Origin of the sequence: Pseudoalteromonas sp. MQS005 (assembly GCF_001661605.1) — a bacterium.
Classification (GTDB): Bacteria; Pseudomonadota; Gammaproteobacteria; order Enterobacterales; family Alteromonadaceae; genus Pseudoalteromonas; species Pseudoalteromonas tetraodonis.
This window is the reverse complement of record NZ_LYRQ01000060.1, coordinates 1-26,630: the sequence shown is the minus strand read 5'-3', so window position 1 is coordinate 26,630 and position 26,630 is coordinate 1. Positions and strand designations below refer to the sequence as shown.

The 26,630-nt window shown below is 40.6% G+C and carries 23 protein-coding genes; 19 read left to right on the top strand and 4 right to left on the bottom strand.

Annotation, left to right across the window (positions count from 1 at the left end):
• Window positions 1-266: 266 nt before the first annotated feature.
• From A9479_RS16880 to A9479_RS16815, 14 genes are all read left to right on the top strand, one after another.
• Entirely contained in the window at window positions 267-635 is a 369-nt protein-coding gene (locus A9479_RS16880; protein WP_064664075.1) for a response regulator, read from the top strand.
• Between the two features lie 230 nt (window positions 636-865).
• Window positions 866-3,283, top strand: coding sequence for a bifunctional aspartate kinase/homoserine dehydrogenase I (gene thrA / locus A9479_RS16875; RefSeq protein WP_064664074.1), 2,418 nt, complete (start codon window positions 866-868; stop codon window positions 3,281-3,283).
• 9 nt (window positions 3,284-3,292) lie between these two features.
• Complete coding sequence (gene thrB, locus A9479_RS16870; protein WP_013464227.1) at window positions 3,293-4,228, top strand: homoserine kinase; 936 nt, start codon at window positions 3,293-3,295, stop codon at window positions 4,226-4,228.
• An 11-nt stretch (window positions 4,229-4,239) separates the two neighbouring features.
• Window positions 4,240-5,523: a threonine synthase gene (thrC, locus tag A9479_RS16865; RefSeq protein ID WP_064664073.1), complete on the top strand. Its 1,284-nt coding sequence runs from the start codon at window positions 4,240-4,242 to the stop codon at window positions 5,521-5,523.
• 268 nt (window positions 5,524-5,791) lie between these two features.
• On the top strand, window positions 5,792-7,048 hold the full coding sequence (gene glyA, locus A9479_RS16860; RefSeq protein WP_028834925.1) for a serine hydroxymethyltransferase: 1,257 nt from the start codon (window positions 5,792-5,794) through the stop codon (window positions 7,046-7,048).
• A 107-nt stretch (window positions 7,049-7,155) separates the two neighbouring features.
• Entirely contained in the window at window positions 7,156-7,605 is a 450-nt protein-coding gene (nrdR, locus tag A9479_RS16855) for a transcriptional regulator NrdR (protein ID WP_010390928.1), read from the top strand.
• A 2-nt stretch (window positions 7,606-7,607) separates the two neighbouring features.
• The gene (ribD, locus tag A9479_RS16850; protein WP_064664072.1) at window positions 7,608-8,735 is read left to right on the top strand and encodes a bifunctional diaminohydroxyphosphoribosylaminopyrimidine deaminase/5-amino-6-(5-phosphoribosylamino)uracil reductase RibD; all 1,128 of its coding nucleotides are present in this window, start codon (window positions 7,608-7,610) and stop codon (window positions 8,733-8,735) included.
• A gap of 24 nt (window positions 8,736-8,759) precedes the next feature.
• The gene (locus A9479_RS16845) at window positions 8,760-9,413 is read left to right on the top strand and encodes a riboflavin synthase (RefSeq protein ID WP_008110218.1); all 654 of its coding nucleotides are present in this window, start codon (window positions 8,760-8,762) and stop codon (window positions 9,411-9,413) included.
• Window positions 9,414-9,441: 28 nt separating this feature from the next.
• A complete protein-coding gene (gene ribBA, locus A9479_RS16840) occupies window positions 9,442-10,554 on the top strand; it encodes a bifunctional 3,4-dihydroxy-2-butanone-4-phosphate synthase/GTP cyclohydrolase II (protein WP_013464232.1) in 1,113 nt (370 codons plus the stop codon).
• A 93-nt stretch (window positions 10,555-10,647) separates the two neighbouring features.
• Window positions 10,648-11,112, top strand: a complete 465-nt coding sequence (gene ribE, locus A9479_RS16835) for a 6,7-dimethyl-8-ribityllumazine synthase (protein ID WP_008110216.1) — start codon at window positions 10,648-10,650, stop codon at window positions 11,110-11,112.
• 15 nt (window positions 11,113-11,127) lie between these two features.
• Window positions 11,128-11,541 carry a transcription antitermination factor NusB gene (gene nusB / locus A9479_RS16830; protein ID WP_008110215.1) on the top strand — a complete coding sequence of 138 codons (414 nt, stop codon included), beginning with the start codon at window positions 11,128-11,130 and terminating at the stop codon, window positions 11,539-11,541.
• Between the two features lie 83 nt (window positions 11,542-11,624).
• Window positions 11,625-12,599, top strand: coding sequence for a thiamine-phosphate kinase (thiL, locus tag A9479_RS16825; protein ID WP_008110214.1), 975 nt, complete (start codon window positions 11,625-11,627; stop codon window positions 12,597-12,599).
• Window positions 12,596-13,081, top strand: a complete 486-nt coding sequence (locus A9479_RS16820; protein WP_008110211.1) for a phosphatidylglycerophosphatase A — start codon at window positions 12,596-12,598, stop codon at window positions 13,079-13,081. The genes thiL and A9479_RS16820 overlap by 4 nt, the downstream gene beginning before the upstream one ends.
• A 31-nt stretch (window positions 13,082-13,112) precedes the next feature.
• Window positions 13,113-16,199: a ligand-binding sensor domain-containing diguanylate cyclase gene (locus A9479_RS16815; protein ID WP_064664071.1), complete on the top strand. Its 3,087-nt coding sequence runs from the start codon at window positions 13,113-13,115 to the stop codon at window positions 16,197-16,199.
• Window positions 16,200-16,261: 62 nt separating this feature from the next.
• Here the strand turns inward: A9479_RS16815 and dxs are convergent, their stop codons facing one another.
• The 3 genes from dxs to xseB all read right to left on the bottom strand — a co-directional run bounded on the left by dxs (window position 16,262) and on the right by xseB (window position 19,372).
• Complete coding sequence (gene dxs, locus A9479_RS16810) at window positions 16,262-18,124, bottom strand: 1-deoxy-D-xylulose-5-phosphate synthase (protein ID WP_028834922.1); 1,863 nt, start codon at window positions 18,122-18,124, stop codon at window positions 16,262-16,264.
• 115 nt (window positions 18,125-18,239) lie between these two features.
• Window positions 18,240-19,127, bottom strand: coding sequence for a (2E,6E)-farnesyl diphosphate synthase (gene ispA, locus A9479_RS16805; RefSeq protein WP_013464235.1), 888 nt, complete (start codon window positions 19,125-19,127; stop codon window positions 18,240-18,242).
• Between the two features lie 2 nt (window positions 19,128-19,129).
• Window positions 19,130-19,372 carry an exodeoxyribonuclease VII small subunit gene (gene xseB / locus A9479_RS16800; protein ID WP_008110204.1) on the bottom strand — a complete coding sequence of 81 codons (243 nt, stop codon included), beginning with the start codon at window positions 19,370-19,372 and terminating at the stop codon, window positions 19,130-19,132.
• 303 nt (window positions 19,373-19,675) lie between these two features.
• On the opposite strand from xseB, the gene pomA reads away from it, so the two are divergent.
• The 4 genes from pomA to A9479_RS16780 all read left to right on the top strand — a co-directional run bounded on the left by pomA (window position 19,676) and on the right by A9479_RS16780 (window position 24,015).
• The gene (pomA, locus tag A9479_RS16795; RefSeq protein WP_016900636.1) at window positions 19,676-20,443 is read left to right on the top strand and encodes a flagellar motor protein PomA; all 768 of its coding nucleotides are present in this window, start codon (window positions 19,676-19,678) and stop codon (window positions 20,441-20,443) included.
• 2 nt (window positions 20,444-20,445) lie between these two features.
• Window positions 20,446-21,366: a flagellar motor protein MotB gene (locus tag A9479_RS16790; protein WP_028834921.1), complete on the top strand. Its 921-nt coding sequence runs from the start codon at window positions 20,446-20,448 to the stop codon at window positions 21,364-21,366.
• A 147-nt stretch (window positions 21,367-21,513) separates the two neighbouring features.
• Window positions 21,514-21,999, top strand: coding sequence for a hypothetical protein (locus A9479_RS16785; protein ID WP_013464238.1), 486 nt, complete (start codon window positions 21,514-21,516; stop codon window positions 21,997-21,999).
• 75 nt (window positions 22,000-22,074) lie between these two features.
• A complete protein-coding gene (locus tag A9479_RS16780; protein ID WP_064664070.1) occupies window positions 22,075-24,015 on the top strand; it encodes a DNA topoisomerase III in 1,941 nt (646 codons plus the stop codon).
• A gap of 28 nt (window positions 24,016-24,043) precedes the next feature.
• On the opposite strand, the gene A9479_RS16775 is transcribed toward A9479_RS16780, so the two are convergent.
• Window positions 24,044-25,354, bottom strand: coding sequence for a M20 family metallopeptidase (locus A9479_RS16775; RefSeq protein ID WP_064664069.1), 1,311 nt, complete (start codon window positions 25,352-25,354; stop codon window positions 24,044-24,046).
• Window positions 25,355-25,463: 109 nt separating this feature from the next.
• Between A9479_RS16775 and A9479_RS16770 the strand changes: the two genes are divergently transcribed.
• Window positions 25,464-26,321 (top strand): tetratricopeptide repeat protein, encoded by an 858-nt coding sequence (locus A9479_RS16770; RefSeq protein WP_064664068.1) that lies wholly within the window; start codon window positions 25,464-25,466, stop codon window positions 26,319-26,321.
• Window positions 26,322-26,630 lie beyond the last annotated feature (309 nt).

Sequence of the window (26,630 nt, the reverse complement as noted above, 5' to 3'; positions counted from 1 at the left end):
GTTAAATAAGCAATCATTCTGTTCTATATGCATTGGGTTTCTATTTGAGTACCGTTTGTTTGGATAGGCTGTTTTTTACTTGGAAATAGTTAATTTACTAATTTGTATTGTGCAATTAAGCATTTTATTGATAACGTTAATAAAAGTTACAATAAATAATCTGCTCGTTGCTAATTTGGTTATAATTTTGACTGTTGCGGATTGGGCAACCAACTAATTTTACAGTGGGTTTAGGTGTTTTGTATGAGTTTAATTAATGAGTCATTATGATGCGTTTTTCTATTTTAGTCTGTGATGATTCCACCGTTGCTCGCAAACAGGTAATGCGCTGTTTAAAAGAATGTATTGATGCCGATATTCAGCAAGCAACTAACGGTAAAGAGGCATTGGAGCAATTGCGTCAAAGGCATTTCGATCTCCTGTGTCTTGATTTAACCATGCCTGAAGTTGATGGTATTGAAGTACTTGAGCAAATCAAAATTTCTAAAATAGAGTCTTATGTATTAGTGATCTCTGCTGATATCCAACAAAAAATGCAAGCACGTGTCGCGCAACTAGGCGCAATCGATTTTATTCATAAGCCAATTAATAAAACACAACTGAGTACAATTTTGCATAAGTTTGGCATTTATTAATAAATTTCATGATGAAAAAGACTGTTTTATCTGCTAATTTAGGGTTGACAGAATAGCCTGTGTTAAGGCAGTCTTAAGCTTATGAAAACATTTAGTCTTGTAACGACCATTATTATTACAACCACCATTCTTACTGGATAGTGGCATAGGTCGGTGCAACAAATTTAAAGGCCTGTGTTCACTTAGAACACAGGCCTTTTTTCGTTTTATGGAATGAGGAAACATAAAAAATGCGCGTATTAAAATTTGGCGGCTCATCGCTCGCTGATTTTGCCTGTTTAGAGCAAGTTGCTGCACTCGCTAAGGCACAATTAAAAGATGAAATGTTACTAGTACTGTCAGCCCCAGGTGGCATGACTGACTCGTTAGTTAATTTAGCTAGTACTGCAGAGCAGGGGCATGACTTTAGCGAACAATGGCATTCACTGGCTAGCCGATGCAACATGCTTAAAGCAGCGGTAGAGGAAAAGCAAGGAGCAGTTCAAAACTGGCCTGATTTTAACGAACTTAAAAATAAGCTTGATGGTATTGCACTGATAAAGTGCTGCCCTGATCAGGTCAGAGCATTCATTATTAGTTTTGGTGAGCGTGTTAGCGTATCGCTAATGCAAAGTCTATTAGCCGATCATAACGCGCATTATTTACAAGCAACAGATTGTATTGTTTCAACCGGCGGATACATAGACGCAGAAGCGGATTTAGTGGCCAGTAAGGCACGTTTTCAAGCTGTGTTAAAAGAATCCCCTGCGACGGTTTACATTATGCCTGGTTTTACTGCAAGTAATGATGAAGGGGAGCTCACAACGCTTGGTCGTAATGGGTCTGACTACTCGGCGGCGATTGCTGCGGCGTGTTTAGAGGCGCAAGTGTGCCAAATATGGACTGACGTTGATGGTGTATACAGCGCCGATCCGCGTTATATCAAAAAAGCCACTAAGGTTGATTTCCTATCTTACAAAGAGGCGATGGAGCTTTCTTATTTTGGCGCTAAAGTGTTGCACCCTAAAACTATCCTACCGTGTGCAAAAGCTGGAGTGCCATGCGAAATTAAAAACACTCATAACCCAGATGCGCAAGGCTCACTAATTAGTAACGATACGGTATCTGATGAACCAGTAAAAGCACTCTCAAGCCTACAAAACTTAGCTATGTTGACCGTTTCAGGCCCTGGTATGAAGGGCAAAGTAGGCATGGCATCGAAAGTATTTAATGCATTAGCGCATGATAACGTGTCAATCGTCCTGATCACTCAATCATCATGTGAATTTAGTATTAGCTTTTGTGTGCATGAAAGCGATTTAAATCTAGCGTTAAGTGCGTTGCAAGTAGCCTTTGACTTAGAGTCAAAAGCGGGGCTCATTGAGCCGGTAAATGTGCAACGTAATTTAGCAATAGTAACGTTAGTTGGTGATAACATGCGTGCCCATAAGGGGTTAGCGGCTAAGTTTTTTGCATCGCTTGCACAAGCGCAAGTAAACATTGTTGCCATAGCGCAAGATTCAACAGAAAGTGCTATTTCAGCCGTTATTGACGGTGAATTATGTAATGACGCGGTTAAAATTTGCCATGAAAACTTCTTTACTCATGTTCCTTCAATTGATGTGTTTTTATTGGGCTGTGGCTTAGTCGGCCAAGAGCTAATTAACCAACTTGAGCGTCAACAAGCATGGCTTGAAAAGCGTAATATTAAATTAAACCTATACGGTGTTGCCAACTCTCGTCAATTACACCTTGATGGTGAGGGGATTGCGTTTGATGATTGGCAGCAAAAACTGGCGCAGTCAGAGCAAGCGTTTGATTTAAAACTGGTCGAGCAGTTTGTTAAGCAAAATCATTTAGTTAATCCAGTGCTAGTTGACTGTACTTCATCAGATGCCTTGGCTGCACAATATGTAGATTTTTTAAATGCAGGTTTTCATGTCGTGGCTGCCAATAAAAAAGCCACCACGAGTTCATATACGTATTACCAAGATTTAATTGCAGCAACACATAAAAATAATCGTAAGTTTTTATACGAAACTAACGTAGGTGCAGGTTTACCTGTAATTGATAACTTGCAATCGTTGTTTGGTGCAGGTGATGAGTTACTTGAGTTTAGTGGTATTTTATCAGGCTCGCTTTCATACATGTTTGGTGCACTAGAAGATGGTCTATCACTTTCTGAAGCAACAATTAAAGCCAAAGAAAGCGGGTTTACAGAGCCCGATCCGCGCGATGACTTATCGGGAACTGACGTAGCACGTAAATTACTGATCATTGCACGCGAAGCCGGTATGAAATTAGAGCTTAGCGATATTGAAGTGGAGTCGGTTTTACCGACAGGTTTTGCCCAAGGTGACAATGTTGAGCAGTTTATGGCGAAATTACCTAGCTTAGATGCTGGTTTTAACGACCGTGTTCAAAGTGCAGCAAGTGAAGGTAAAGTGCTTCGCTATGTAGGCACAATTAAAAATGGTCACTGTAAGGTCGGAATCGAAGCGGTGGATTCATCACATGCATTGAATGTTATTCGTGATGGTGAAAATGCGCTGGCTATTTTAAGCCAATACTACCAACCGCGTCCGTTTGTAATTCGTGGTTATGGGGCTGGCTCTGCAGTAACGGCTGCGGGTGTATTTGCAGACATATTAAAAACATTATCTCGCTAGGAGTCAGTCATGATTGAAGTATATGCTCCGGCGTCTATTGGTAATTTTGCCGTTGGCTTTGATGCGCTGGGCGCCGCACTTGCGCCCATTGATGGCGGTTTATTAGGTGATGTGGCGGTTGTTAGTGCCGCATCGAGTGATGAATTTATTTGTACTGGCGACTACGCACATAAGTTACCTAGTGATGCGCAAGAAAATTTAGCATATCAGTGTTTAGTGCACTTTAGAGCGCATGTTGCGCCTGATATGCCGGCGGTAAAGCTCGAACTTAGGAAAAATTTGCCGATTGGTTCGGGATTAGGCTCAAGTGCTTGCTCTGTAGTGGCGACATTTGCAGCACTGGATAAATTTGCCAAAACTAATTTAAGCCAAGTAGAGCTCATTGAGCTTATGGCAGATTTTGAAGCCGTTGTAAGTGGGGGGCGCCATTACGATAACATCACACCGTGTTATTTAGGTGGCTTACAGTTAACCGGTGATTTAATTCCTGATAAATCTATTGCTTTACCTGTTGATGAAAGCTGGTATTACGTTGCCGCATTTCCGGGTTTTTCGCTCAATACCGCAAAAGCGCGCTCTGTTTTACCAAAAGAGCTAAGTATGCATGCCGGGGTTGAGTTTGCTCAGCGTTTATCGGCGTTTAGTAGCTTACTGTTAACAGGGCGTTTTGATGATGCATTAAGCATTATGAAAGACGAAATAGCAGAGCCATACCGTGCGCCACTTATAAGCGGCTTTAGTGATGCCAAAGCAAGCTTACCAGCACTGGGTGCTGAAGTTGTGAGTATTTCAGGCGCAGGGCCGACCTTGTTTAGTGTATGTAAAACGCTTGAAGCGGCAGAGCAATGCGCGCAGTGGCTAGAGGAAAATTACATCAACGAACAAGGCTTTTGCCATATTTGTAAATTAGATAACGACGGCACGCGTCAATTAAATGTTTTATAGGATAAAGAGTCATGCAATTACATAATTTAAAAGAATATTCACAAAAAGTGTCGTTTGTTGAAGCTGTAAAAACAGGACTAGGGCGTAATCAAGGTGTGTTTTTTCCAGAGTCGTTAGCGCCATTAAGTGATGTTGATGCATTACTAGATATGGACTTTGTTACTCGCAGCGGCAAAATTTTATCGCACCTTATTGGTGACGAGCTACCAAGTGATACTGTTGCCCAGATGGTTAAGAATGCGTTTAACTTTCCGGTTAAGCTGGTGGAAGTTGAAGATAATACCTATTGCTTAGAGTTATTTCACGGCCCAACACTGGCATTTAAAGATTTTGGTGGCCGTTTTATGGCCGAGTGCTTGGCGCAATTTAATCAAGGTGAAAAAGTCACTATTTTAACTGCAACATCGGGTGATACTGGGGCTGCCGTAGCGCATGCTTTTTATAACAAACCAAATATTGATGTCGTTATTTTATACCCTAAAGGTAAAATTTCATTAGCGCAGCAAAAGTTATTTACAACGCTTGGTGACAACATTCATTGTTATGCGATTGAGGGTAGTTTTGATGATTGCCAAGAGTTGGTTAAAAAATCATTTTTAGATGAAGAGCTAAAATCGAAGTTAGGTTTAAACTCAGCAAATTCAATTAACATTAGCCGTTTAGTCGCGCAGGTATGTTATTACTTTGAAGCCATTGCACAGCTGCCAAAAGAAAAGCGTGCTACAGCGCATATTTCAGTACCCAGTGGTAACTTTGGTAATGTGTGTGCGGCTATGATTGGCGCGGTTATTGGTATGCCTGTAGGTAAACTAAGCGCGACTACAAACCAAAACGACACAGTACCGCGCTTTATGCTTGATAAAAATTGGACGCCTAATGCGACAATTGAATCGCTTTCAAATGCAATGGATGTGAGTAAACCTAATAACTGGCCACGTGTGCAATCAATGTTAGATAATAACTGGTTTAGTTATGATAACTTTTATTCGGTGAGTGTTGATGAACAGCAAACACAAACAGTGATGAAAAAAATTCAACAGCTTGGCTATATTGCAGAGCCTCACACCGCAATTGCTTACCAAGGTCTTGTAGAAAATAAGGCAGCAGATGCTGCGGGGATTTTTTTAGCGACTGCGCATCCGGCCAAATTTAAAGACAGCGTTGAGGATATCCTTAATGTTGAATTAGATATGCCAAAGCCGTTAGCTGATGCATTAGCAAAACCGTGTTTAGCCACTGATATGCACAACGATTATGATATTTTGCGTACAGAGTTGTTTAAAAAGCTTGCCTAAAAAAGGCAGATAATAAAAGCGGCTTAGGCCGCTTTTTTTGTTTGTTTATGCATCGCTTTAGACATAAGGCATAAGCTATATAAATGTAGTAAATAGAATTCATTTAAAATTGTTATTAGTTTATAAAAAAATATCATCATCAAAATGCTGTGAAATAGTTTCAATCCCTGTTTAAATATCCTCAACTTAAGAGCGTAGGCAAAACGTCGTTTTAAGCGTACAATAAAGCCTCTAAAAAATACCCATACACGTTGCCCAGGAGACCCCAATGTTAGAACGTAGCATGAATATTTCGGACTTTGATCCAGAGTTATTTGACGCGATGAGCAAAGAAACATCACGTCAGGAAGAGCATATTGAGTTAATTGCATCTGAAAACTACTGTAGCCCACGCGTACTTGAAGCGCAGGGTTCTCAGCTGACTAACAAATACGCTGAAGGTTACCCGGGCAAACGTTACTACGGTGGCTGTGAGCACGTAGACGTGGTTGAGCAACTTGCTATTGACCGCGCAAATGAATTATTTGGTACAGATTACGCAAACGTACAGCCTCATGCCGGTTCACAAGCGAATGCCGCTGTTTTCCAAGCTCTTTTAAACCCACTTGATACTGTATTAGGCATGAGCCTAGCGCACGGTGGTCATTTAACACACGGCTCACACGTTAACTTCTCAGGTAAAACATACAACGCAATTCAGTATGGCCTTAACGAAGAAACTGGCGAAATTGATTACGCACAAGTTGAAGCGTTAGCACTTGAGCACAAACCAAAAATGATCATTGCTGGTTTTTCTGCTTACTCAGGTATTGTTGATTGGGCTAAGTTCCGTGAAATTGCAGACAAAGTAGGTGCTTACTTATTTGTTGATATGGCGCACGTTGCAGGTTTAATTGCTGCAGGTGTTTACCCAAGCCCAGTACCATTTGCTCACGTTGTAACAACCACAACACACAAAACATTAGCGGGTCCTCGCGGTGGTTTAATCATCTCTGCGTGTGGCGATGAAGAAATCTACAAAAAGCTAAACAGCGCTGTTTTCCCAGGTGGCCAAGGTGGTCCTTTATGTCATGTTATTGCTGCTAAAGCGGTTGCATTTAAAGAAGCACTTCAACCTGAGTTTAAAACATACCAAGCACAAGTTGTTAAAAATGCACAAGCAATGGTTGCGGTATTACAAGAGCGCGGCTACAAAGTAGTATCGGGTAAAACTGACAACCACTTATTCTTACTTGATTTAATCGATAAAGATATCACAGGTAAAGATGCAGATGCTGCCCTAGGTAATGCGAATATCACGGTTAACAAAAACTCGGTACCGAACGATCCTCGTTCACCATTTGTTACTTCTGGTTTGCGTATTGGTTCACCAGCAATCACTCGTCGTGGCTTTAAAGAAGCAGAGTCAAAAGAGTTAGCGGGCTGGATCTGTGACGTACTAGACAACATCGAAGATGAGTCAGTACAAGCGCAAGTAAAAGAAAAAGTGAAAGCAATTTGTGCAAAATTACCTGTTTACGCTTAATCCAAGAGTAAAATAGTAATTTAGATCACAACTGCACACATTTTTGTTATGATAATGGCCGCTATAATAGCGGCCATTTTTTGTTTTTAAAACGGAAACACACAGTTATGCATTGCCCATTTTGCACCGCCAAAGATACTAAAGTTATTGATTCTCGCCTTGTCGGCGGGGGACACCAAGTACGTAGACGTCGTGAATGTAATGAATGCCACGAACGATTTACCACCTTTGAAGGGGCTGAATTAGTGATGCCACGGGTCATCAAGCAAGATGGCAGCCGCGAACCGTTTAATGAAGATAAGTTACTAAATGGCTTAACTCGCGCCCTCGAAAAACGCCCCGTAAGCACTGAGCAAGTTGATGAAGTGGTTAATATTATTAAGTCGCAGTTACGTGCCACTGGCGAACGCGAGGTGTCTAGCCATTTGGTGGGTGAGTGCATTATGGAAGCGCTTAAAAAGTTAGATAAAGTGGCCTATGTAAGATTTGCCTCTGTGTATCGCTCGTTTGAAGATATACGCGAATTTGGTGAAGAAATAGCCCGCTTAGGAGAGTAGTAATGACCATGCAAAGTTCGTTTTCAGAGGATGATAAACGCTACATGGCTCGCGCTATTGAACTGGCAAAAAAAGGGCGCTTTACGACAACCCCTAATCCTAATGTTGGCTGCGTACTCGTAAAAAATAATAAAATAATAGGTGAAGGGTTTCATCAGTTAGCGGGGCAAGGTCATGCAGAGGTAAACGCACTGGCTATGGCTGGTGAAAATGCCAAAGGCGCAACCGCTTATGTAACACTTGAGCCTTGCAGTCATTATGGTCGAACACCGCCATGTGCTGAAGGGCTAAAAGCAGCCGGTGTTAAAAAAGTGATTGCCGCAATGGTTGACAGCAACCCGCAAGTTGCAGGCAAAGGTCTGAAAATTTTAGCGGATGCTGGTATAGAAGTTGCTCACGGATTACTTGAAGCGCAAGCTCGCGCATTAAACTTTGGGTTTTTTAAGCGCATGGAGCAGGGGTTACCCTTTGTGACTTGCAAAATGGCCGCCAGTATAGATGGTAAAACGGCGCTTAAAAACGGCCAAAGTAAATGGATAACTGGCCCCGCAGCACGCCAAGATGTGCAACTATACCGAGCACAAAGCTGTGCAATTTTAACCGGTGCCGATACGGTATTAATGGATGATGCAAAATTAAATGTGCGCCCAGAAGAGTTACCGTATTCTTTACCAACTGATTTACCACTGCGCCAACCGGTTCGCGTTGTTATTGACTCACAAAATAGACTTACCCCTGATCTTGCCTTATTTTCAATTCAAAGTGAGGTGATAATATTTACCACCAAGGTTGATAAATCGCATCAGTGGCCTCATTTTGTTAAACAGATTGAAGTACCTGAAAATAATAATAAAGTAGATTTACTGGCCGTGTTAAACACGCTTGCCCAATTGCAGTTTAATAATGTGTGGCTAGAGGCCGGAGCAACACTGGCCGGTAAAATGACAGAACTTGATTTAATTGATGAGTTTGTTTTTTACATTGCTCCTAAATTAATGGGCAGCGATGCTAAAAGTTTACTGAATTTCCCAGAGTTAATGAGTATGCAAAATACCATTAATTTAACTTTTAATGAGTGTGTGCCAATTGGTGATGATTTACGTATCACAGCACTAAAAAAAGCTCATTAATCATTTTATATAAAGAGTAGCACTATGTTTACTGGAATAGTTGAAGCGACAGGTAAAATTGCGTTATTACAAAAAAAACAAGGTGATTTAGCTATTCGTATCCAAAGTAAAAACCTTGATATGAGTGATGTTAAGTTAGGTGACAGTATTGCAACCAATGGTGTATGCCTGACGGTTGTTGATAAGCATATTGATGGCTTTAGTGCAGACTTATCAAATGAAACGATTAGCTTAACAGGGTTTGCACATTACGCATTAGGGCAAACCGTTAATTTAGAAAAGGCGATGCAACCTGTTTCGCGCCTCGGTGGTCATTTAGTGTCTGGCCATGTAGATGGCATTGCCACTATCACAGCAATTAATGCCAATGCGCGAGCAACAGAATATTGGTTAGCCACCGATGAAAATTTAATGAAATACATTCCTTACAAAGGGTCGGTTTGTATTGATGGTATTAGCTTGACGGTTAATGCAGTTGAAGGTAATAAATTTAAACTGACGATTGTGCCCCACACCAGCGGGCAAACGACCATAGCTGATTTTCAAGTCGGTACCAAAGTGAATTTAGAGGTCGACCAAATAGCACGTTATTTAGAGCGCCTAGTCAGAGGGGCTGAGCAACCTACGGGTTCAGATATTTCGATGAGCTTACTCGCTAAAGCGGGCTTTATAAAATAACGACATTGACAACTTATACGAGCAACTTATGAATTTAAACAGCGCACAAGAAATAATTGATGACATTAAAGCCGGTAAAATGGTTATTTTAATGGATGATGAAGACAGAGAAAATGAAGGCGATTTAATTATTGCTGCTGAACACATTAGTGCAGAAGCCATTAACTTTATGGCGACTCATGGCCGTGGACTAATTTGTTTAACCATGACTCAAGAGCGTTGCTCGCAGCTTGATTTACCATTAATGGTAAAAAATAATGGTGCCGCATTCTCAACTAATTTCACTATGTCGATTGAAGCATCAAAAGGGGTTACCACAGGTATTTCTGCAGCGGATCGTGCCCGCACTGTTCAAGCTGCCATCGCGAAAGGCGCTGTGCCAAGCGATATTGTACAACCAGGTCATATTTTTCCTATTATGGCGCAACCAGGCGGCGTGTTAACACGTGCCGGGCATACAGAAGCGGGGTGTGACTTAGCGCGTTTAGCAGGGCTTGAGCCTTCATCAGTGATTGTAGAAATCCTAAATGAAGATGGCACCATGGCGCGTCGTCCTGATTTAGAAGTATTTGCTAAGCAACATGATATTAAAATTGGCACCATTGCTGATTTAATCGAGTACCGTAACCTAAACGAAACCACAATTGAGCAAGTTGCAAAATGTAAATTGCCAACTGAACATGGTGAGTTTGACTTAGTGACTTACAAAGACACCATTGATGGGCAGTTACACTATGCATTGCTTAAAGGTGAAATAAAGCAACAAGAACCGACCTTAGTACGTGTGCATTTACAAAGTACCTTTAACGATATTTTACTCTCTGATCGCAACGCTGACCGTAGTTGGGGCTTATCACAAGCAATGGCTTATATTGCTGAGCATAATGGCGCCTTAGTTATTTTAGGTAAGCAAGAAAGCACTGAAGAGTTAGAAGCCACAGTAAAAGCGTTTGCCGCAGCTGATGCGGGTGAAAATGTGACGCCACGTAAATTTCAAGGTACTTCGCGCACCGTAGGTGTGGGTTCGCAAATTCTGGCTGATTTAGGTATTCAAAAAATGCGTTTGATGAGTTTACCTAAAAAATACCATGCATTATCAGGGTTCCATTTAGAAGTGGTTGACTACGTAGAGCCACAATAATTACGCGCTAGGTTATTATTTTATTTATGTGGTATAATGCGCATCAATTTTTGCGCAACCGAAATCGCTTAAACTTATTTTTAGGGTTATCAAATGAAAATTATTGAAGGTAATAAATACGCTCCAGGCAAAAAGTTTGCCATTGTCATTTCTCGTTTTAATGACTTTATTGGTAGTAGCTTGCTTGCAGGTGCTGTTGATGAGCTAAAACGTACTGGTGGAGTATCAGAAGACGATATTACCGTGATTTACGTACCCGGTGCGGTTGAATTACCTTTAGCAGCGAAACGCGTTGCAGCAAAAAAAGAATATGATGCAATTATCGCCTTAGGTGTAGTGATCAGAGGGGGCACGCCTCACTTTGATCTCGTCGCTGGCGAGTCAAATAAAGGGCTTGCACAAGTATCGCTTGAGTATGATATCCCGGTTGCATTTGGCGTATTAACCACTGAAAGCATTGAGCAAGCAATTGAGCGCGCAGGTACCAAAATGGGTAACAAAGGCGGCGAAGCTGCTTTAGGTGCGCTTGAAATGGTTAATGTGTTAGATAAAATTTAAGTTTAAGGAATTTTTGTGAAACCAGCAGCAAGACGTAAAGCACGTATCTTAGCACTTCAAGCCGTGTATTCATGGCAATTAAGCGGCAATGCAATTGCCGATATCGAACAACAAATGTTGATCGAAAACGATGTGACTAAAATTGATGTTGAATATTTTAAAGATTTAGCGCGTGGAGTTGCCGTAAATCATAAGCAACTAGACGAAGCTGTATCGCCTCATTTAACTCGTCCATTTGATGAATTAGACGAAGTTGAACGTGCAATCTTACGTTTAAGCAGCTACGAGCTTAAATTTCGTGAAGATGTTCCTTACAAAGTGGCTATCAATGAAAGCATTGAATTAGCGAAAATGTTTGGCGCTGAAGATAGCCATAAATTTGTAAACGGTGTACTTGATAAAGCTGTAAAACAGTTACGTAAGTCATAACAACTTAAGCTGCATATTAATTCAGTGAGTTGTTATAAATAACCGTTAAAAAGGAGAGCCGGCATAGGCCGGCTTTTTTGTGTATGAAGGAATTTGAATTAATTAATCACTACTTTAAAGGTCGCGGTATCACTCGTCGCGATGTTAATTTAGGGATTGGAGATGACTGTGCGCTTGTCACAGTACCAGCAAACTGTCAGCTTGCTGTAACAACAGATACCTTAGTTGCTGGGGTGCATTTTTTTCATGATATCTCTCCTCGCGCATTAGGGCATCGAGCTCTGGCAGTAAATTTAAGTGATTTAGCTGCCATGGGTGCAGAGCCTACATGGGTATCGGTTGCACTCACGTTGCCAAGTATCGATCCACAATGGATTGCAGAGCTGACTGACGGCATGCATGAAATTGCTGAGTACTTTAATGTACAAATTATTGGTGGCGATACGACTCAAGGCCCACTCAGTATTACTATTTGTGCAAAAGGCACGGTTCCTGAAGGTAAAGCACTGCGTCGAAGTGGCGCAAAAGTGGGCGACTGGATTTTTGTAACCGGACCGCTAGGTGATGCTGGTTTGGCTATTGAGTCAAAAAAACAAGGTTTGCCAGTTGCACCTGAACATTTAAAGCATATTAATAAATGTTTAAACTTTCCAACGCCACGCGTGGCCGCCGGACAAGCTTTGCGTGGCTTAGCGTCATCAGCTATTGATATTTCAGACGGTTTACTTGCTGATTTAGGGCACATTTTGGATTTGTCACAGGTCAGTGCAACAATCAATATTGAAAATGTACCTACTTCTGATGCGATGCAAGCGAGTCTTGATTTTGAGCAACAGCTTCCTTTTATACTCAACTATGGCGATGACTATGAACTACTTTACACTGTCCCAGACAGTAATAAGAGTATGCTCGATATTAAGTTGCGCCAATACGGTGTAGAAGCAACCTGTATCGGCCAAATCAAAAGTGGTGACGGGAATATAGAATTATTACACCAAGGTGAAAAGTTTGTTTTTGAGCACAAAGGCTTTGAGCACTTTTCCAAGGAGCAGGTTTGAATAAAAACCGATTATTTAATTTAAAACGCCCACATCAATTTTTTGGTTTGGGTTTTGGTACAGGGCTTGCGCCTAAAGCCCCTGGTACATTTGGTACTTTAGCGGCGTTACCATTTATTTTTATTACCATGCATTTTCCGTTATGGTTACAAATTGTATTTGCGGTGGTGATCAGTATATTTGGTATTTGGGCATGTGGAAAAACAGCTGATGACCTTCAAGTTCATGATCATCCAGCTATTGTTTGGGATGAAGTCGCTGGTTACTATATAACGATGATTGGTGCAGCACTGAATTGGCAAACATTATTAGTGGGCTTTTTACTATTTCGCTTTTTTGATATAGCAAAGCCAGGGCCGATTCGTATACTTGATAAACGTGCTCATGGTGGGTTTGGTATTATGGCCGATGATGTACTTGCAGGTATTTTTTCGCTTATTTGTTTGCAAGCATTGATAAAAGTAGGTTTACTACCCTTTTAATTTATTATTTGTTTAACTAGGTGGCAGCACTATGATGCGATTTTTATTGGTTTGTGTACTCTTGATGTGTGCCATGCCAAGTACGGCTTCAATTACTGATTACGTAGTTAAACAATGGAACATTAAAGACGGACTTCCCTCACAATCCCTCAAAAGTGTGGTGCAAGATAACCAAGGCTACATGTGGCTTGGTACGCAATTCGGATTAAGCCGATTTGATGGTAACACTTTTACTAATTACAACACTCAAAATAGTCTGTTTTTACCCAGCAATGGCATCAATAAATTACTGATTGATGGCCAAGGACTATTATGGATAGGCACGAAAAACGGCCTCGTTGTTATAGACCCAGAAAAGCTAACCGCACAAGAGTTTAATATTAAAGGCCCTGTTAGAGATATTCTTGAAGACTCTAAAGGCAGTATTTGGATAGCAGCTAATGGGCTTTATTACATAGACAGAGGCCAGATAGAGCTGCGCGACCAGCTAAACAATCCGAGCCCTATCGTAAATGCCACTGCGATCACCCAAATAGTAGGGTCAGTCAGTAAAATGGCGCTCTCACCAGAGGGAATTTGGCTGGTTAACGATCGTAATTTATTGCGCTTGACGCAAAGCGCGTCTGATTTTTCTAAATTGCGCTTAGAGCTTACCGCTAAAGTGGCCTTGCCTGATCGTTTAGCACAAACAATTGTTCACGACTTATCCTTTTTAAATGGCAATTTATATCTTGCTTCTGAGCTAGGCGCTTACTTTTTAGATTTAGATGATGAGCTACGCCCATTTCCGCTGCCTAACGCTAACAACTCAGCCGTTTATAAGTTTATGAGTGATGGCAATGGTGGCTTGTGGGTATCGACTTATGGGCGCTTATTGTTCAGAGGGAAGTCGGATGATTGGCAATGGGTTGAGCCCAGTCAATTAGATCAAAGTATTTGGTTTGCCGATATATTTAGAGATGATGAAAATAATATATGGTTAGCGAGTTTTAGTGAGGGACTTTGGCTTGCTCATGAAGGGCGAATAGAGCGCCATTCAGCCATTTCTAAAATGACCGAAGCGGTTATGGCCATTAGTAAATCACCAGATGGTAAGTTATGGATTGCCAACAAAAGCGGCGTAGGCTATTTCGATGCCGATAAAACGTTTATCAATGTCATCAACAGTACCAAGTATGGTAACGCCTCAGTACATGACTTACAGTTTGACGGCAATCGTCTTTATGTTGCCACTGGTAGAGGTTTGTTTTTCTACGAGTCGAATACCTTATATAGTTTCCCTGCCCGTGCGCTAAGTGATAATCCTGTATTTGCTATTAGTACGTCGACTAAAGGCGGCTTTTGGGTGGGCACTGGGCGAGGCTTATATCGTTTAAATTACAACGGGTTAAACCCTTTTGCGTACAATGCTTTTTTAGGCAGTAAGTTTGTAACCTATGTTTTAGATAAACCAAATTTTGGGGTGATTGGTACCAGTAAAGGGGCGTATTACTTTACTGAACGCGGGATAGAAAAAATAGGCGACCAAACCACTTTGGAAAGTGCGTACGTTACTAGCATTTTACACATTAAAGGCGTGGGGATTTTAATTGGCTCGCTTAACGATGGTTTGTTTTATCGCAGTGGACAAGGGCAGTGGCAGCAATTAGATGCCGCCAATGGGCTGCCATATGGTTCTATATTTAGTCTTGAGTACGATGATACTACAAAACGCATTTGGGTAAGCACCATGAAAGGGGTTTATCGCATGCCAGTTGAGCAATTCAAAGCCAACATTGAAAGCCTAAAAGTGGAGGAAGTGATCTCTTCATTTGATCGACAGCTCGATGGTAAAGCAAGTCAATGCTGTAATGGTTTAGGCCATGATGCGGTGGTTGATATGGATAATTCAATTTGGTATCCCAGCTTGCAAGGCGTTGTAGAAATTCCTAAAGACGTAGAATTATTTGGATTACGCTCGCTAAAGCCAACCATAGAAACTTTAACCACGCCATCACGAAAACTTGCTGCGGCTGCGTTAGGTAAAAAGCCAGTACTTAAAACTGACGAGCGTGATGTAACGCTTACCTATACCGCTATCGATTATTATGCACCTGCAAGTATAGAGTTTAGGTATAAACTCAATGGACTTGATAATGATTGGCGCTATGCAAATACCCGCCGAGAAGCTATTTACACTAACTTACCAGCAGGTATGTTTTTATTTGAATTAGAGACAAAACGTCAAGGTGAAGATTGGGGCAAAGCGCAATCGGCCGAATACGCTTTTGTGGTGCCTGAACGATTTGGTGAAACTATATATTTTAGATTACTGATCACCAGTGGTTTTGTGTTGCTCTTTTATTTGGTGTTTTGGGTATTTAAAGTTCAAGAGCGACGTAAGCAGCAAGTTCTTGAGGGGCTTATTACTGAGCGAACCCTTGAGCTTCGCCAAGCAAACGATAAATTAAACCAAGTAAACTCTCAGCTTAAACTTGTTAGTCACTCTGATGAGCTAACAGGGCTGAGAAGTCGCCGTTTTTTGTTTGATCAACTACCAAAAGATATTGAGCATTTTCAGCGTAACTCGCAGTCATTGCAGGCTCAAGGTAAATCGTTGGTGTTGTTAATTATTAATTTAGATAACTTTAGCCGCATTAACGATGCCTATGGCCCTATTGCTGGAGACAGCTGTTTACAACAAGTAGCGGCATTACTTAACTCGCGTACACAAGGTTCTGATTATGTTGCCCGTTGGAGTGGTGATGAGTTTTTACTGTTATTGCGTGATTTTAAATGTAATTTAATCGACAGCTATGTATCTGAATTATGCCAAGCAATTGCAGATTATTCGTTTCAGCTTCCTAACGGTGAAACAACCAATATAACAGCGTCAGTCGGGTGGTCGTTCTATCCGTTACCTCTCTTAGGTGGGCAAGTTATTAGCTGGGAAACATCAATTAATCTAGCTGACATAGCATTACATCAAGTTAAAAAACGTGGCGGCGATGGCGTCGCTAATATTACCTTTGACGAGCAATTAGATGCATTTGAGTTTGAGCAAAACCCCAATGTTGAACAGCAAATTGGTTTGTTACAAAGCAATGGTCTAGCCGATATTAAGGTATGGATGCGCTAGAGGTTATAGATGAGCAATAAAAAAGGAGCCAATGGCTCCTTTTTTATTAAACACGATAAGTGTTAGCTCATAAATGATTTAATTGAAGTTAAAATACCGTGTTCACCTAACCCCATTTCATCGTGCATTTGCTGTTGTGTGCCATGTTTAATGAATTCATCAGGAATACCTAAGTTAAGCACTTTTACATCGGCTTTAATGCTCGCTAAATATTCATTAACTGCAGAGCCTGCACCGCCCGCAATCGCGTTATCTTCAAGGGTTACAATAATATCGTGATCATTAATCAGCTCATCAATTAATGCCGTATCAAGTGGCTTAATAAATCGCATGTTTACTAGAGTGGCATTGAGCTCATCAGTGGCAAGTTGTGCGTTTTCAAGCAAGGTACCAAATGACAATATAGCCACTTTAGTACCTTTTTTAATTACATTCGCTTTGCCAATTTCTAGCTTTTGCATAGTGCTTTGAATGTCTGCTGAGCCTGCACTACCACGCGGGTAACGAACAGCAACAGGACAATTAGCTTGATAGCCTGTATAAAGCATATGACGGCATTCGTTAGTATCACTTGGGGCCATAATGACCATATTAGGTATACAGCGCATAAAGCTTAAGTCGTAGGCGCCTTGATGGGTTTCACCATCGGCTCCAACAATACCGGCGCGGTCTATAGCAAATAATACCGGTAGATTTTGCAGTGCAACGTCGTGAATTAGTTGATCGTACGCGCGTTGTAAAAAGCTAGAATAGATAGCCACAACGGGCTTTAAGCCCTCACAAGCAAAACCTGCAGCAAGAGTAACAGCGTGTTGTTCTGCTATTGCTACGTCAAAGTATTGTTCTGGATACTCTTTAGAAAAACGTACCATGCCTGAACCTTCACGCATAGCTGGCGTGATTGCCATGAGCTTACTGTCTTGCTCGGCCATGTCACAAAGCCAATCACCAAACACATTTGAGAAAGTAGCCGCGCCTGGCTTAGATTTTGGTAAGCTTGATGTTGCAGGATCAAATTTTGGTACGCCATGATAACCAATCGGATCGGCTTCGGCAGGCTTGTAACCTTTGCCTTTCTGGGTTTTTATATGTAAAAGCTGTGGGCCTTTTAAGTTACGCATATTGCGCAGCGTATCAACCAACATATTCACATCATGTCCATCAATTGGGCCAATGTAATTTAGACCTAATTCTTCAAAAAAAGTACCCGGGATCATCATCCCTTTAATGTGTTCTTCCATACGGCTGGCAAGCTCTTTTACCGGCGGTACACCAGAGAGCAGCTTTTTACTGCCTTCGCGGATGTTGGTATAAAAGCTACCTGATAAAATACGCGCAAAATGATTGGTTAGCGCACCGACATTTTCAGATATCGACATTTCGTTATCGTTCAAAATGATCAGCATGTCTGATTTAACATCGCCAAGGTGGTTCATTGCTTCAAAGGCCATACCAGCAGTAATTGCGCCATCGCCTATTACCGCGACTGTTTTACGCCCTTTGCCTTCTTTTTGTGCAGCAATAGACATACCTAACGCCGCAGAAATTGAGGTACTTGAATGGCCAACACTAAAGGTGTCGTATTCACTTTCATCTCTAAAAGGGAAAGGATGCAATCCGTCTTTTTGGCGAATGGTATGCATTTGATCACGACGGCCAGTCAGTATTTTATGCGGATAAGCTTGATGACCCACATCCCAGACCAAGCGGTCATCGGGTGTGTTGTATACATAATGTAGTGCAACGGTAAGTTCTACGGTTCCTAAACCAGACGCTAAATGACCGCTACTTTGCGATACCGAATTGAGTAAATAGTCACGCAATTCATGGCTAAATGCAGGAAGCTTATCTTGTGCTAAGTCTCGCAAGTGGGCTGGTTCGTTCACCAAATCAAGTAATGGATACTTGCTGCTATCAAGTGTCATGGTTTTTTATATATCCTTCGCTAATATTAACCCTCCTCAAAACAAACGAGGTTTAAAAGGCGACTTAATATTCAGTAATAATTTTATACTAAGAGTTAATACGTTTTAGCTGTATTTAATGGTCACGTTCAATTAAATAGTTAGCCAATGCCGCTAAATCTGTTGTGTCTGCGTCAATGTTAGCTAATGCCTCATGGGCTTGTTGTATTAAATTTTGTGCTTTTTGCTTAGCGCCTAGCATACCTAATAAAGCGGGGTATGTCGCTTTATTCGCTGCAATATCTGACCCTTGTGGCTTGCCTAAAGTAAGCGTATCGCCCTCAACATCTAAAATATCGTCATGAACTTGAAATGCAAGCCCTATAGCGTATCCAAAAGTTGATAAGTTATCTAAAGTTTGTTGGCTTGTATTAGGAGCGCACAGTGCGCCAAGAGTGATCGCACAATTTATTAGCGCACCGGTTTTAAGTTTATGAATGCGTTCTAACTCATCAACAGTAATAACCTTATCGGTTGCTGCAATATCGCGGCCTTGTCCGGCAACCATACCTTGTAATCCTGATGCATGCGCTAGTGCTGCGATCATTTTTAATTGTGCTTCAGTCGAACATTTAAATGTATGCTTAGCAATAAGTTCAAATGCTAAAGTTTGCAGTGCATCTCCAGCTAAAATCGCTTGTGCTTCACCGTATACAATATGACATGTAGGGCGACCACGGCGTAAATCATCATCATCCATAGCAGGTAAGTCGTCATGCACTAATGAATAACTATGAATACATTCAATGGCTGCGGCAAGTACATCTAAATCACGCTTGTCAGCACCGAGTATTTTACCTGTGGTGTACACTAAAAACGGGCGCAGTCTTTTACCACCATTCATTACACTGTAATGTGTGGCTTCTTTTATAGTATTGTCGCTTTCAAGAGGTTGTTCAAAATAAAGGTTGAGCGTATTAGCTACATCATCTTGAGCGAGTTTTATTTGTTCTTTTATGCTCACGATTATTCCATATCGTTATCAAACTGAGTAAGCGGTGCTTTTTCGTCATTACCCATTAATATCGACACCTTTTGCTCAGCTTGTTGAAGTTTGCCTGAGGATGCGCTCGCAAGTGCAATACCGCGCTCAAATTGCTTTAAAGACTGTTCAAGCGATAAATCACCTTGTTCCATTTCACTGACAATTGTTGTTAGTTCTTCTAGTGCTTGTTCGAAACTTAAATTTTCAGGTTTTTTAGTCGCCATCTTTATTTTCAACTTACATAATAAATTTAGACGCCAATTTTAGGGGGAATGCTAAACTAGGTCAAAGAATGATATTGTTTTTTGATAGATAAATGCTGTTGATTGGGTTTTATTGCGTTTCAACGTTATTTTTTAAAATTATTAATTTTGATTAATTAGATTGATTACCTATGTTGATCTAAAATATAACTAATCTTAATTTTACCGTTTATCATAAAAATCACTTAAGTATTTCAGTATCTTGCCGATAAACAATTAATAACAACGCTTGCGAAGAAAAAATATAAAACCTTTGGAGGGAATGTGGATTTAGCAACCATTATTGGGATCCTTGGCGCAATTGGCTTAATTGTCATGTCCATGTTTATGAGTAGTAGCGGTGAAGTCGCTATGTTTTACAATACCCCTTCTGTGGTTATTGTATTCGGTGGTTCCCTTTTTATCGTTTTATCTAATTTTACCATGTCGCAATTTCTTGGCATTGGTAAAGTATGTGCAAAAGCGTTCATGTTTAAAATTGAGCCTCCTGAAGCATTAATCGAAAAAGCGGTAGAATTAGCTGACTCTGCTCGAAAAGGCGGGTTTTTAGCCTTAGAAGAAGCCGAAATCCCAAATCCTTTTATGCGCAAAGGCGTTGATATGCTAGTAGATGGGCATGATGCTGATGTGGTACGAGCAACATTACAAAAAGATATTTCGTTAACCACCACTCGCCATGAAATGGGGGCAACCTTATTTAAATCATTAGGTGATATTGCACCTGCAATGGGGATGATCGGTACGTTGATAGGCTTAGTGGCTATGCTCTCGAACATGGATGACCCCAAAGCTATCGGACCGGCAATGGCGGTTGCGTTGTTAACCACATTATACGGTGCATTTTTAGCAAACGTTGTAGCCATTCCTATTCAGGTAAAACTTGAACTGCGTAAAGACGAAGAGGCCATGAATCAGCGCTTAATTTTAGATGCAGTATTAGGTATTCAAGACGGGCAAAATCCTAAAGTAATTGAAGGGATCTTGAAAAATTATCTAGCTGAATCAAAACGCGCAGTCAATACTGAGGAATAATTATGTCAGATGAAGAGTGCAAATGCCCACCTCCAGGACTTCCTGCGTGGATGGGAACGTTTGCCGATTTAATGTCATTATTAATGTGCTTTTTCGTACTTTTACTCGCATTTTCTGAAATGGATGTACTTAAATTTAAACAAATTGCAGGCTCAATGAAGTTTGCTTTTGGTGTACAAAATAAAATAGAAGTAAAAGACATTCCAAAAGGGACATCTGTTATTGCTATGGAGTTTACGCCGGGTAAACCTGAGCCAACTCCTATAGAAACCATTCAGCAACAAACGGTTGAAATGACCCAACAAATGCTTGAGTTTCAGGCGGGAGATGAAAGCTCCGCAGGTGGACGTCAAGAGCAACGTGGTGAAAAGCGAGGTGGTGAATCAAGTAGTACCTCAGAGGAAGTTGCTGCAGCTACGGCAGTGTCTGCTGCTGATCAAGAGCAAATAAATGACTTAGTTAAAAAAATTGCGCAACAGCTTGAAAAGCAAATTATTGATGGGGCTATTGAGCTTGAATCTTTAGGGCAGCAAATCATAATTCGTATTAGAGAAAATGGCTCGTTTCCATCGGGGAGTGCATTTTTACAACCACAATTTAAACCTATCATTCAAGATATTGGCCGATTACTTAAAGATGTACCCGGTGAAATTACGGTGTCTGGTCATACGGATGATTTTCAGGTTTCCAACGAGCTTTACATTAATAACTGGGATTTATCATCTAAACGCGCAGTTGCGGTAGCGAGTGAATTACAAAAAGTTCCAGGTTTTGATAAAACCAGAATGATGGTGGTAGGGCGTGCAGAAACTAGGCCCTTAGTGCCGAACGATTCCCGCGAAGATCGAAGACGTAACCGCCGTGTAGAAATATCAATTTTACAAGGCAAGGCAAAAGAGTCAGCGCCAATTGATGTAAGATAGAATGACTTGGCTATGTACCTTTTTTAGCATAGAATGCAACATTCTTAACAAATGTAATGGGGCGAATATGTTGACTAAGTATTGTAGTATGCCTGGTAACGGCGATGGAACTGATGAAGATACAAAAGTTAAGTAAGGTTATTTAGTTTGCCTGAATGGTTTTTGTATTTTGTAAGTATATTAAGCAAAAGCTGGGTTCTTATTTTGAGTCCGGCTATTTTTATATTCTTTATCCTCAAAGATTATTTAGCTCTTAGGTTCGTTGTTATTACTGCCGCTTTTTTCTTATTTGGCACTGTGACCTACTCAAGTTTAATGGCGTTTGATGATGGTATTTATATATACCGTTACCTTGTATGGGCATTAACAGATATTACTTGGATGGCACTTATTGCTTATTGGGGTCTTAAAGATAAAGTGCATTTGTGGCAATGTGTACTTGGGCAGCTTATTGTTATTGGTGCACCCATTCTTCAATTATTTCGCTTAGTTGACCGACACCTTTGGGATTTATCTTATAGCACTGTGATGTATCAAACATTTATGCCTTTAATAAATATTGCCACTGTTGTTGTCTGCTACCTGCCTCTTTTATATCTTTTTGTTAATAAGCGAAATAAAGCTTTAAGTTAGAAACTATAAAAATATCCCCAGTTTTAAACTGATATGCTAAACTACTGTTTATATGAACAGTGTTAGGGTGTGGTTATGAAACTTTATATTGCTGAAAAACCTTCATTAGGACGCGCTATTGCAGATGCGCTTCCAAAACCTCATAAAAAACACGATGGTTATATTGAAGTGGCGAATGGTGATTGTGTGTCTTGGTGCATAGGCCATTTGCTCGAGCAAGCAGAACCTGATGACTATGACGAACGTTTTAAAAAATGGCAATTTGAGCATTTACCTATTGTGCCTGAACACTGGCAATTAAAAGCTAAAACAAAAACCCGTAAGCAGCTTACCATTTTAAAAAAATTAATTAAGCAGGCAACAACACTCGTACATGCTGGCGATCCTGATCGTGAGGGTCAGCTACTGGTTGATGAAGTAATCGAGCAAACAAAAATTAGTCAAACCAAAAAGCAAAGTATTCAACGCTTATTGATTAGTGATTTAAACTTAACTGCGGTAAAAAAATCACTCAACTCTATGCGGGCTAACCGTGATTTTATCCCTTTAAGTGTATCTGCTTTAGCGCGGTCTCGTGCTGATTGGTTGTTTGGTATGAATTTAACGCGAGCTTATACGCTAGCTGGGCAAAAAGCGGGCTTTGGTAATGTGTTGTCGGTTGGGCGAGTACAAACACCTATTTTAGGTTTAGTTGTAAATCGTGATAATGAAATCGCAAATTTTGTATCCAAACCATTTTATGAAGTACTTGCTCATCTTGTTACACCTGAGCAGCAATCATTTACTGCTAAGTGGATACCGAGTAAAGCGTGCGAACCATATCAAGATGAAGAGGGCAGAGTACTTAATAAAGCCTTAGCCGAAAATGTGACTTCACGCATTGCTAATCAGCCCGCAAATGTAACAGCGCTTGAGCAAAAGCAAAAAAAACAAGCCGCGCCGCTTCCTTATAACTTATCTGCTTTACAAATAGATGCTGCTAAAGCTTTTGGGATGCCAGCACAAAAAGTACTCGATATTTGCCAAGTTTTATATGAACGTCATAAATTAATTACCTACCCACGCTCAGATAACCGTTACTTACCGAGAGAGCATCACCAAGATGCACCTGCTATTTTAAAAGCGATAGCCGTAAATGGTGGGCAGTCAGTAGAGCTGGTAAATGAGGCAAATGCAAAACAACGTAGTAAATGTTTTAATGATGCAAAAGTGGCCGCTCATCACGCCATTGTGCCAACAGCTAAACAGTTAAAAAGTGTGAGTTTAGCCAATGATGAAGCAAAAATTTATCAGTTAATAAGTCGACACTATTTAATTCAGTTTTATCCCGACTACATTTACAACGAAAGTAAAGTAGAGGTAACCATAGCCGGTGGTTTATTTAAAGCAAGTGCAAAGCAAGATGTAAGCTTAGGTTTTAAATTGCTCATGGGTAAGTCGGAACTTAAAGAAGAAGCTACATTACCTTATTTAGAAAAAGGCATGGCACTTACTTGTACTAAAGGTGAAGTGGTGCAAAAGCATACATCTCCTCCGGCTCATTTTACCGATGCAACCTTACTTGCTGCTATGACGGGAATTAGCCGTTATGTAAAAGACCTGCAAATCAAAAAAATATTAAAAGAAACAGATGGCCTCGGTACAGAAGCAACGCGTGCAGGCATTATTGAGCTGTTATTTAAACGTCGCTTTTTAAAACGTGAGGGAAAAGCAATTAAAGCAACTGAAACAGGTCTTGCATTAATTAGTGTATTACCAGAGGGATTATCAAGCCCCGACTTAACTGCAAAATGGGAGTCGAGTTTAGGTGATATTGCACAGCAAGCAATGAGTTATCAGCAGTTTATACAACCTTTATTAGCCGATTTAACTAATTTTGTAAGTCAAGCGGCGAACTGCAATAGTCAGGCATTTGCACTGTTACCTAAAACGTCACCTAAAAAGCGCTTTGCCAAACGTACAAAAAAAGCGCCGTATAAAAAGTCGAGTTATAAAAAAAGCCCTGCGGTAAATTAATCGCAGGGCTTACATATAGCGTTGAAGGTTACTGATTGAATAGTGCCATAGCGGCGTTACTCATTGCCTTTATTCCTGTAGGCAGTGCTACTTTATAATCAGGCGCAAATTTACTTGAATGTAACGAGGGCAGTGTTTCGTTATTTTTTATTGCCTTGGCGTACTGCTGTTGGTTAACGCCACCTAGCCAAAATAAGGTGATAGGAATATTTTCGTCGGTGCGCCCGTATAATCCAAAATCTTCACCGGCCATTACCGCTTCTGTTTCGAGCATGTTTGCATCACCTATCGCACTTTTTATAGCGTTTCGAACAAGGTTAGTTTGTACTGGGTTATTGTAAGTTGATGGAATTGATTCATCTTCATGAACTTTCACTACAGGGTAGAGAGATTCCTCAAGGCCTGCACTTTGTGCTATACCTGCAGTAATACGTTTAATTGCCGCTATTTGTGCGTTACGTATATCTGGATTGTAGCTGCGTAGCGTAAGTTGTAACTTAACTTCATCAGAAATAACATTGTGTTTAGAGCCACCATGAATGGAACCCACCGTTATCACTGAAGGCTCAAGTGGAGAAAGCTCACGACTAGTAATTGTTTGTAGTGCAAGTATCGTTCGAGCTGCGATGATCACAGGGTCGATAGTTGTATGCGGGTAAGCACCATGGCCACCTTTGCCTTTTATACTAATATCAACAGAATCAACACTGGCCATGGTGTATTCATTTTTCATTGCCACTTTACCCGCAGCAACGCTAGCGCTTACATGCAAAGCAATAATATGATCTGGTTTAGCGTATTTGTTAAATAATCCTTCCTTGAGCATTGCTTTTGCACCACCGCCTACTTCTTCAGCGGGTTGAGCAACCATCATTAAAGTACCTTGCCACTTATTTTTATGCGTAATTAATTGCTCAGCAGTACCAATAAAAGAGCTCATATGAATATCATGACCACAGCCATGCATAACGCCAACTTCACTACCTTGATCATTAATTGTGGTAATAGTTGATGCGTAAGTTTTGCCTGTTTGCTCTGTTATAGGCAGGCCATCAGTATCAGTTCTGATCATGACGGTAGGGCCTTGACCATTTTTGTAAATTCCGACTACACCATAGCCACCTACATTATCGGTTACGTCAAACCCTAATTTCTGAAGTCGTTCAGCGATTTTTTTACCTGTATGCTTTTCCTTATATGACAATTCAGGTGATTGATGTAGGTCTAAGTAAAGTTTTTCTATTGCCGGCATGCTGGTATCAAGATCCAACTTAAGTGCTTGCGCATTCAATAATGGGCTGACTAATAAACACAATGCACTTACATACGCTAATTTCATATTTCCCTCACTACCTTCTATTGTATTTAAATGATTTAAACAGATGACTTGTAATTATTATCTTCATCACCATATAAAAACCTAAATAGATGAACATGGCAATAATTCAATGAGCAATATAGTTAGTCTTAACGCACAAAACCTTCAGCAAGTATTGGGTGAAACATCACAACAAAAGTTAGTACTACTTAACTTTTTTTCTCCACAAAGCCCAGAGTGTATTAGCCAAGCAGCTATTTTAGATAAGTTAGCTGCTGAATACAGCAACTATATAGTAGTCGCAAACTTAGACTGCGATGCAGAGCAGGCACTTGCCTCTCAACTTGCCCAACAAGTTGGATTGCAAACCTTACCTACTTTAGTGTTATTAAAAGACTCAGCTCCAGTTGATGTATTAGCGGGTGCTCAAACAGAAAGCCAAGTTCGTGATGCATTATCTAAACATTTACCAGCTCAACAAGACTTATTATTAGAGCAGGCTAAGCAAGCACTGATTAATAGCGACTTAAATGCCGCGTTTACTTATGCCAAACAAGCGTATGAACTTGATAGTCGAAATGCGAGGATTAAATTAGTACTGGCAGATATATGTATACAAATCCACAAACTCGATGAAGCCGCTGCGTTAATAGAAACAATAGATGTACAAGAGCAAGATGCATACTTTAATAATATTAAGGCAAAATGTGAGGCCGCATTAGATGCAACCGATTCACCGCAGATAAAAGAACTTCAAGAAAAAGTCGCTAAACATCCAAATGAACTTGATTTGCAAATGCAGCTAAGTAACCTTTTAAATGAAGCGGGAAGGAAAGAAGAGGCATTAGAAGCACTCTTTACTATCCTTAAAAAGGATCTTAACTATGATGAAGCCAAACCAAACTTCTTAGCAATAATCGCCTCTTTACCTGACGGCGATGCATTAGCCGCTAAATATCGCCGCAAGCTCTATAGTATTTTATATTAACGGCTAATTAGAACCTTTATAAAAGCATCTAACTAAAGATGCTTTTTTGTTTTCTACATTTAAAAAGAGGATAAATGCAGGGTTATCCACAGGGTTTTGTGGGTAACGTGTGTGTCTAGGTGGGGTATCTTTGGGGTAAAAATTAAATGCAAAAAAGCCTTTAAAAACGCTTGCGTTAAAATCGATTCTCCCTATAATGCGACCCCACTGAGACGGGGAACGCTAACGCATAGCGAAGCAGGAGCTGCTCAGAAAGTCGAGTAAAACTTGAGTTTAGATTTTTGATAAAGTTTAAAATTAAGTGTTGAC

Coding starts and splice junctions, on each gene's coding strand:
- xseB (WP_008110204.1), bottom strand. CDS start 19,372: ATGGCGACTAAAAAACCTGAAAATTTAAGTTTCGAACAAGCACTAGAA.
- A9479_RS16780 (WP_064664070.1), top strand. CDS start 22,075: ATGAAACTTTATATTGCTGAAAAACCTTCATTAGGACGCGCTATTGCA.
- A9479_RS16880 (WP_064664075.1), top strand. CDS start 267: ATGATGCGTTTTTCTATTTTAGTCTGTGATGATTCCACCGTTGCTCGC.
- glyA (WP_028834925.1), top strand. CDS start 5,792: ATGTTAGAACGTAGCATGAATATTTCGGACTTTGATCCAGAGTTATTT.
- A9479_RS16775 (WP_064664069.1), bottom strand. CDS start 25,354: ATGAAATTAGCGTATGTAAGTGCATTGTGTTTATTAGTCAGCCCATTA.
- thrA (WP_064664074.1), top strand. CDS start 866: ATGCGCGTATTAAAATTTGGCGGCTCATCGCTCGCTGATTTTGCCTGT.
- A9479_RS16845 (WP_008110218.1), top strand. CDS start 8,760: ATGTTTACTGGAATAGTTGAAGCGACAGGTAAAATTGCGTTATTACAA.
- ribD (WP_064664072.1), top strand. CDS start 7,608: ATGACCATGCAAAGTTCGTTTTCAGAGGATGATAAACGCTACATGGCT.
- A9479_RS16790 (WP_028834921.1), top strand. CDS start 20,446: ATGTCAGATGAAGAGTGCAAATGCCCACCTCCAGGACTTCCTGCGTGG.
- nrdR (WP_010390928.1), top strand. CDS start 7,156: ATGCATTGCCCATTTTGCACCGCCAAAGATACTAAAGTTATTGATTCT.
- ribE (WP_008110216.1), top strand. CDS start 10,648: ATGAAAATTATTGAAGGTAATAAATACGCTCCAGGCAAAAAGTTTGCC.
- ribBA (WP_013464232.1), top strand. CDS start 9,442: ATGAATTTAAACAGCGCACAAGAAATAATTGATGACATTAAAGCCGGT.
- A9479_RS16770 (WP_064664068.1), top strand. CDS start 25,464: ATGAGCAATATAGTTAGTCTTAACGCACAAAACCTTCAGCAAGTATTG.
- thrB (WP_013464227.1), top strand. CDS start 3,293: ATGATTGAAGTATATGCTCCGGCGTCTATTGGTAATTTTGCCGTTGGC.
- dxs (WP_028834922.1), bottom strand. CDS start 18,124: ATGACACTTGATAGCAGCAAGTATCCATTACTTGATTTGGTGAACGAA.
- thiL (WP_008110214.1), top strand. CDS start 11,625: ATGAAGGAATTTGAATTAATTAATCACTACTTTAAAGGTCGCGGTATC.
- thrC (WP_064664073.1), top strand. CDS start 4,240: ATGCAATTACATAATTTAAAAGAATATTCACAAAAAGTGTCGTTTGTT.
- A9479_RS16815 (WP_064664071.1), top strand. CDS start 13,113: ATGATGCGATTTTTATTGGTTTGTGTACTCTTGATGTGTGCCATGCCA.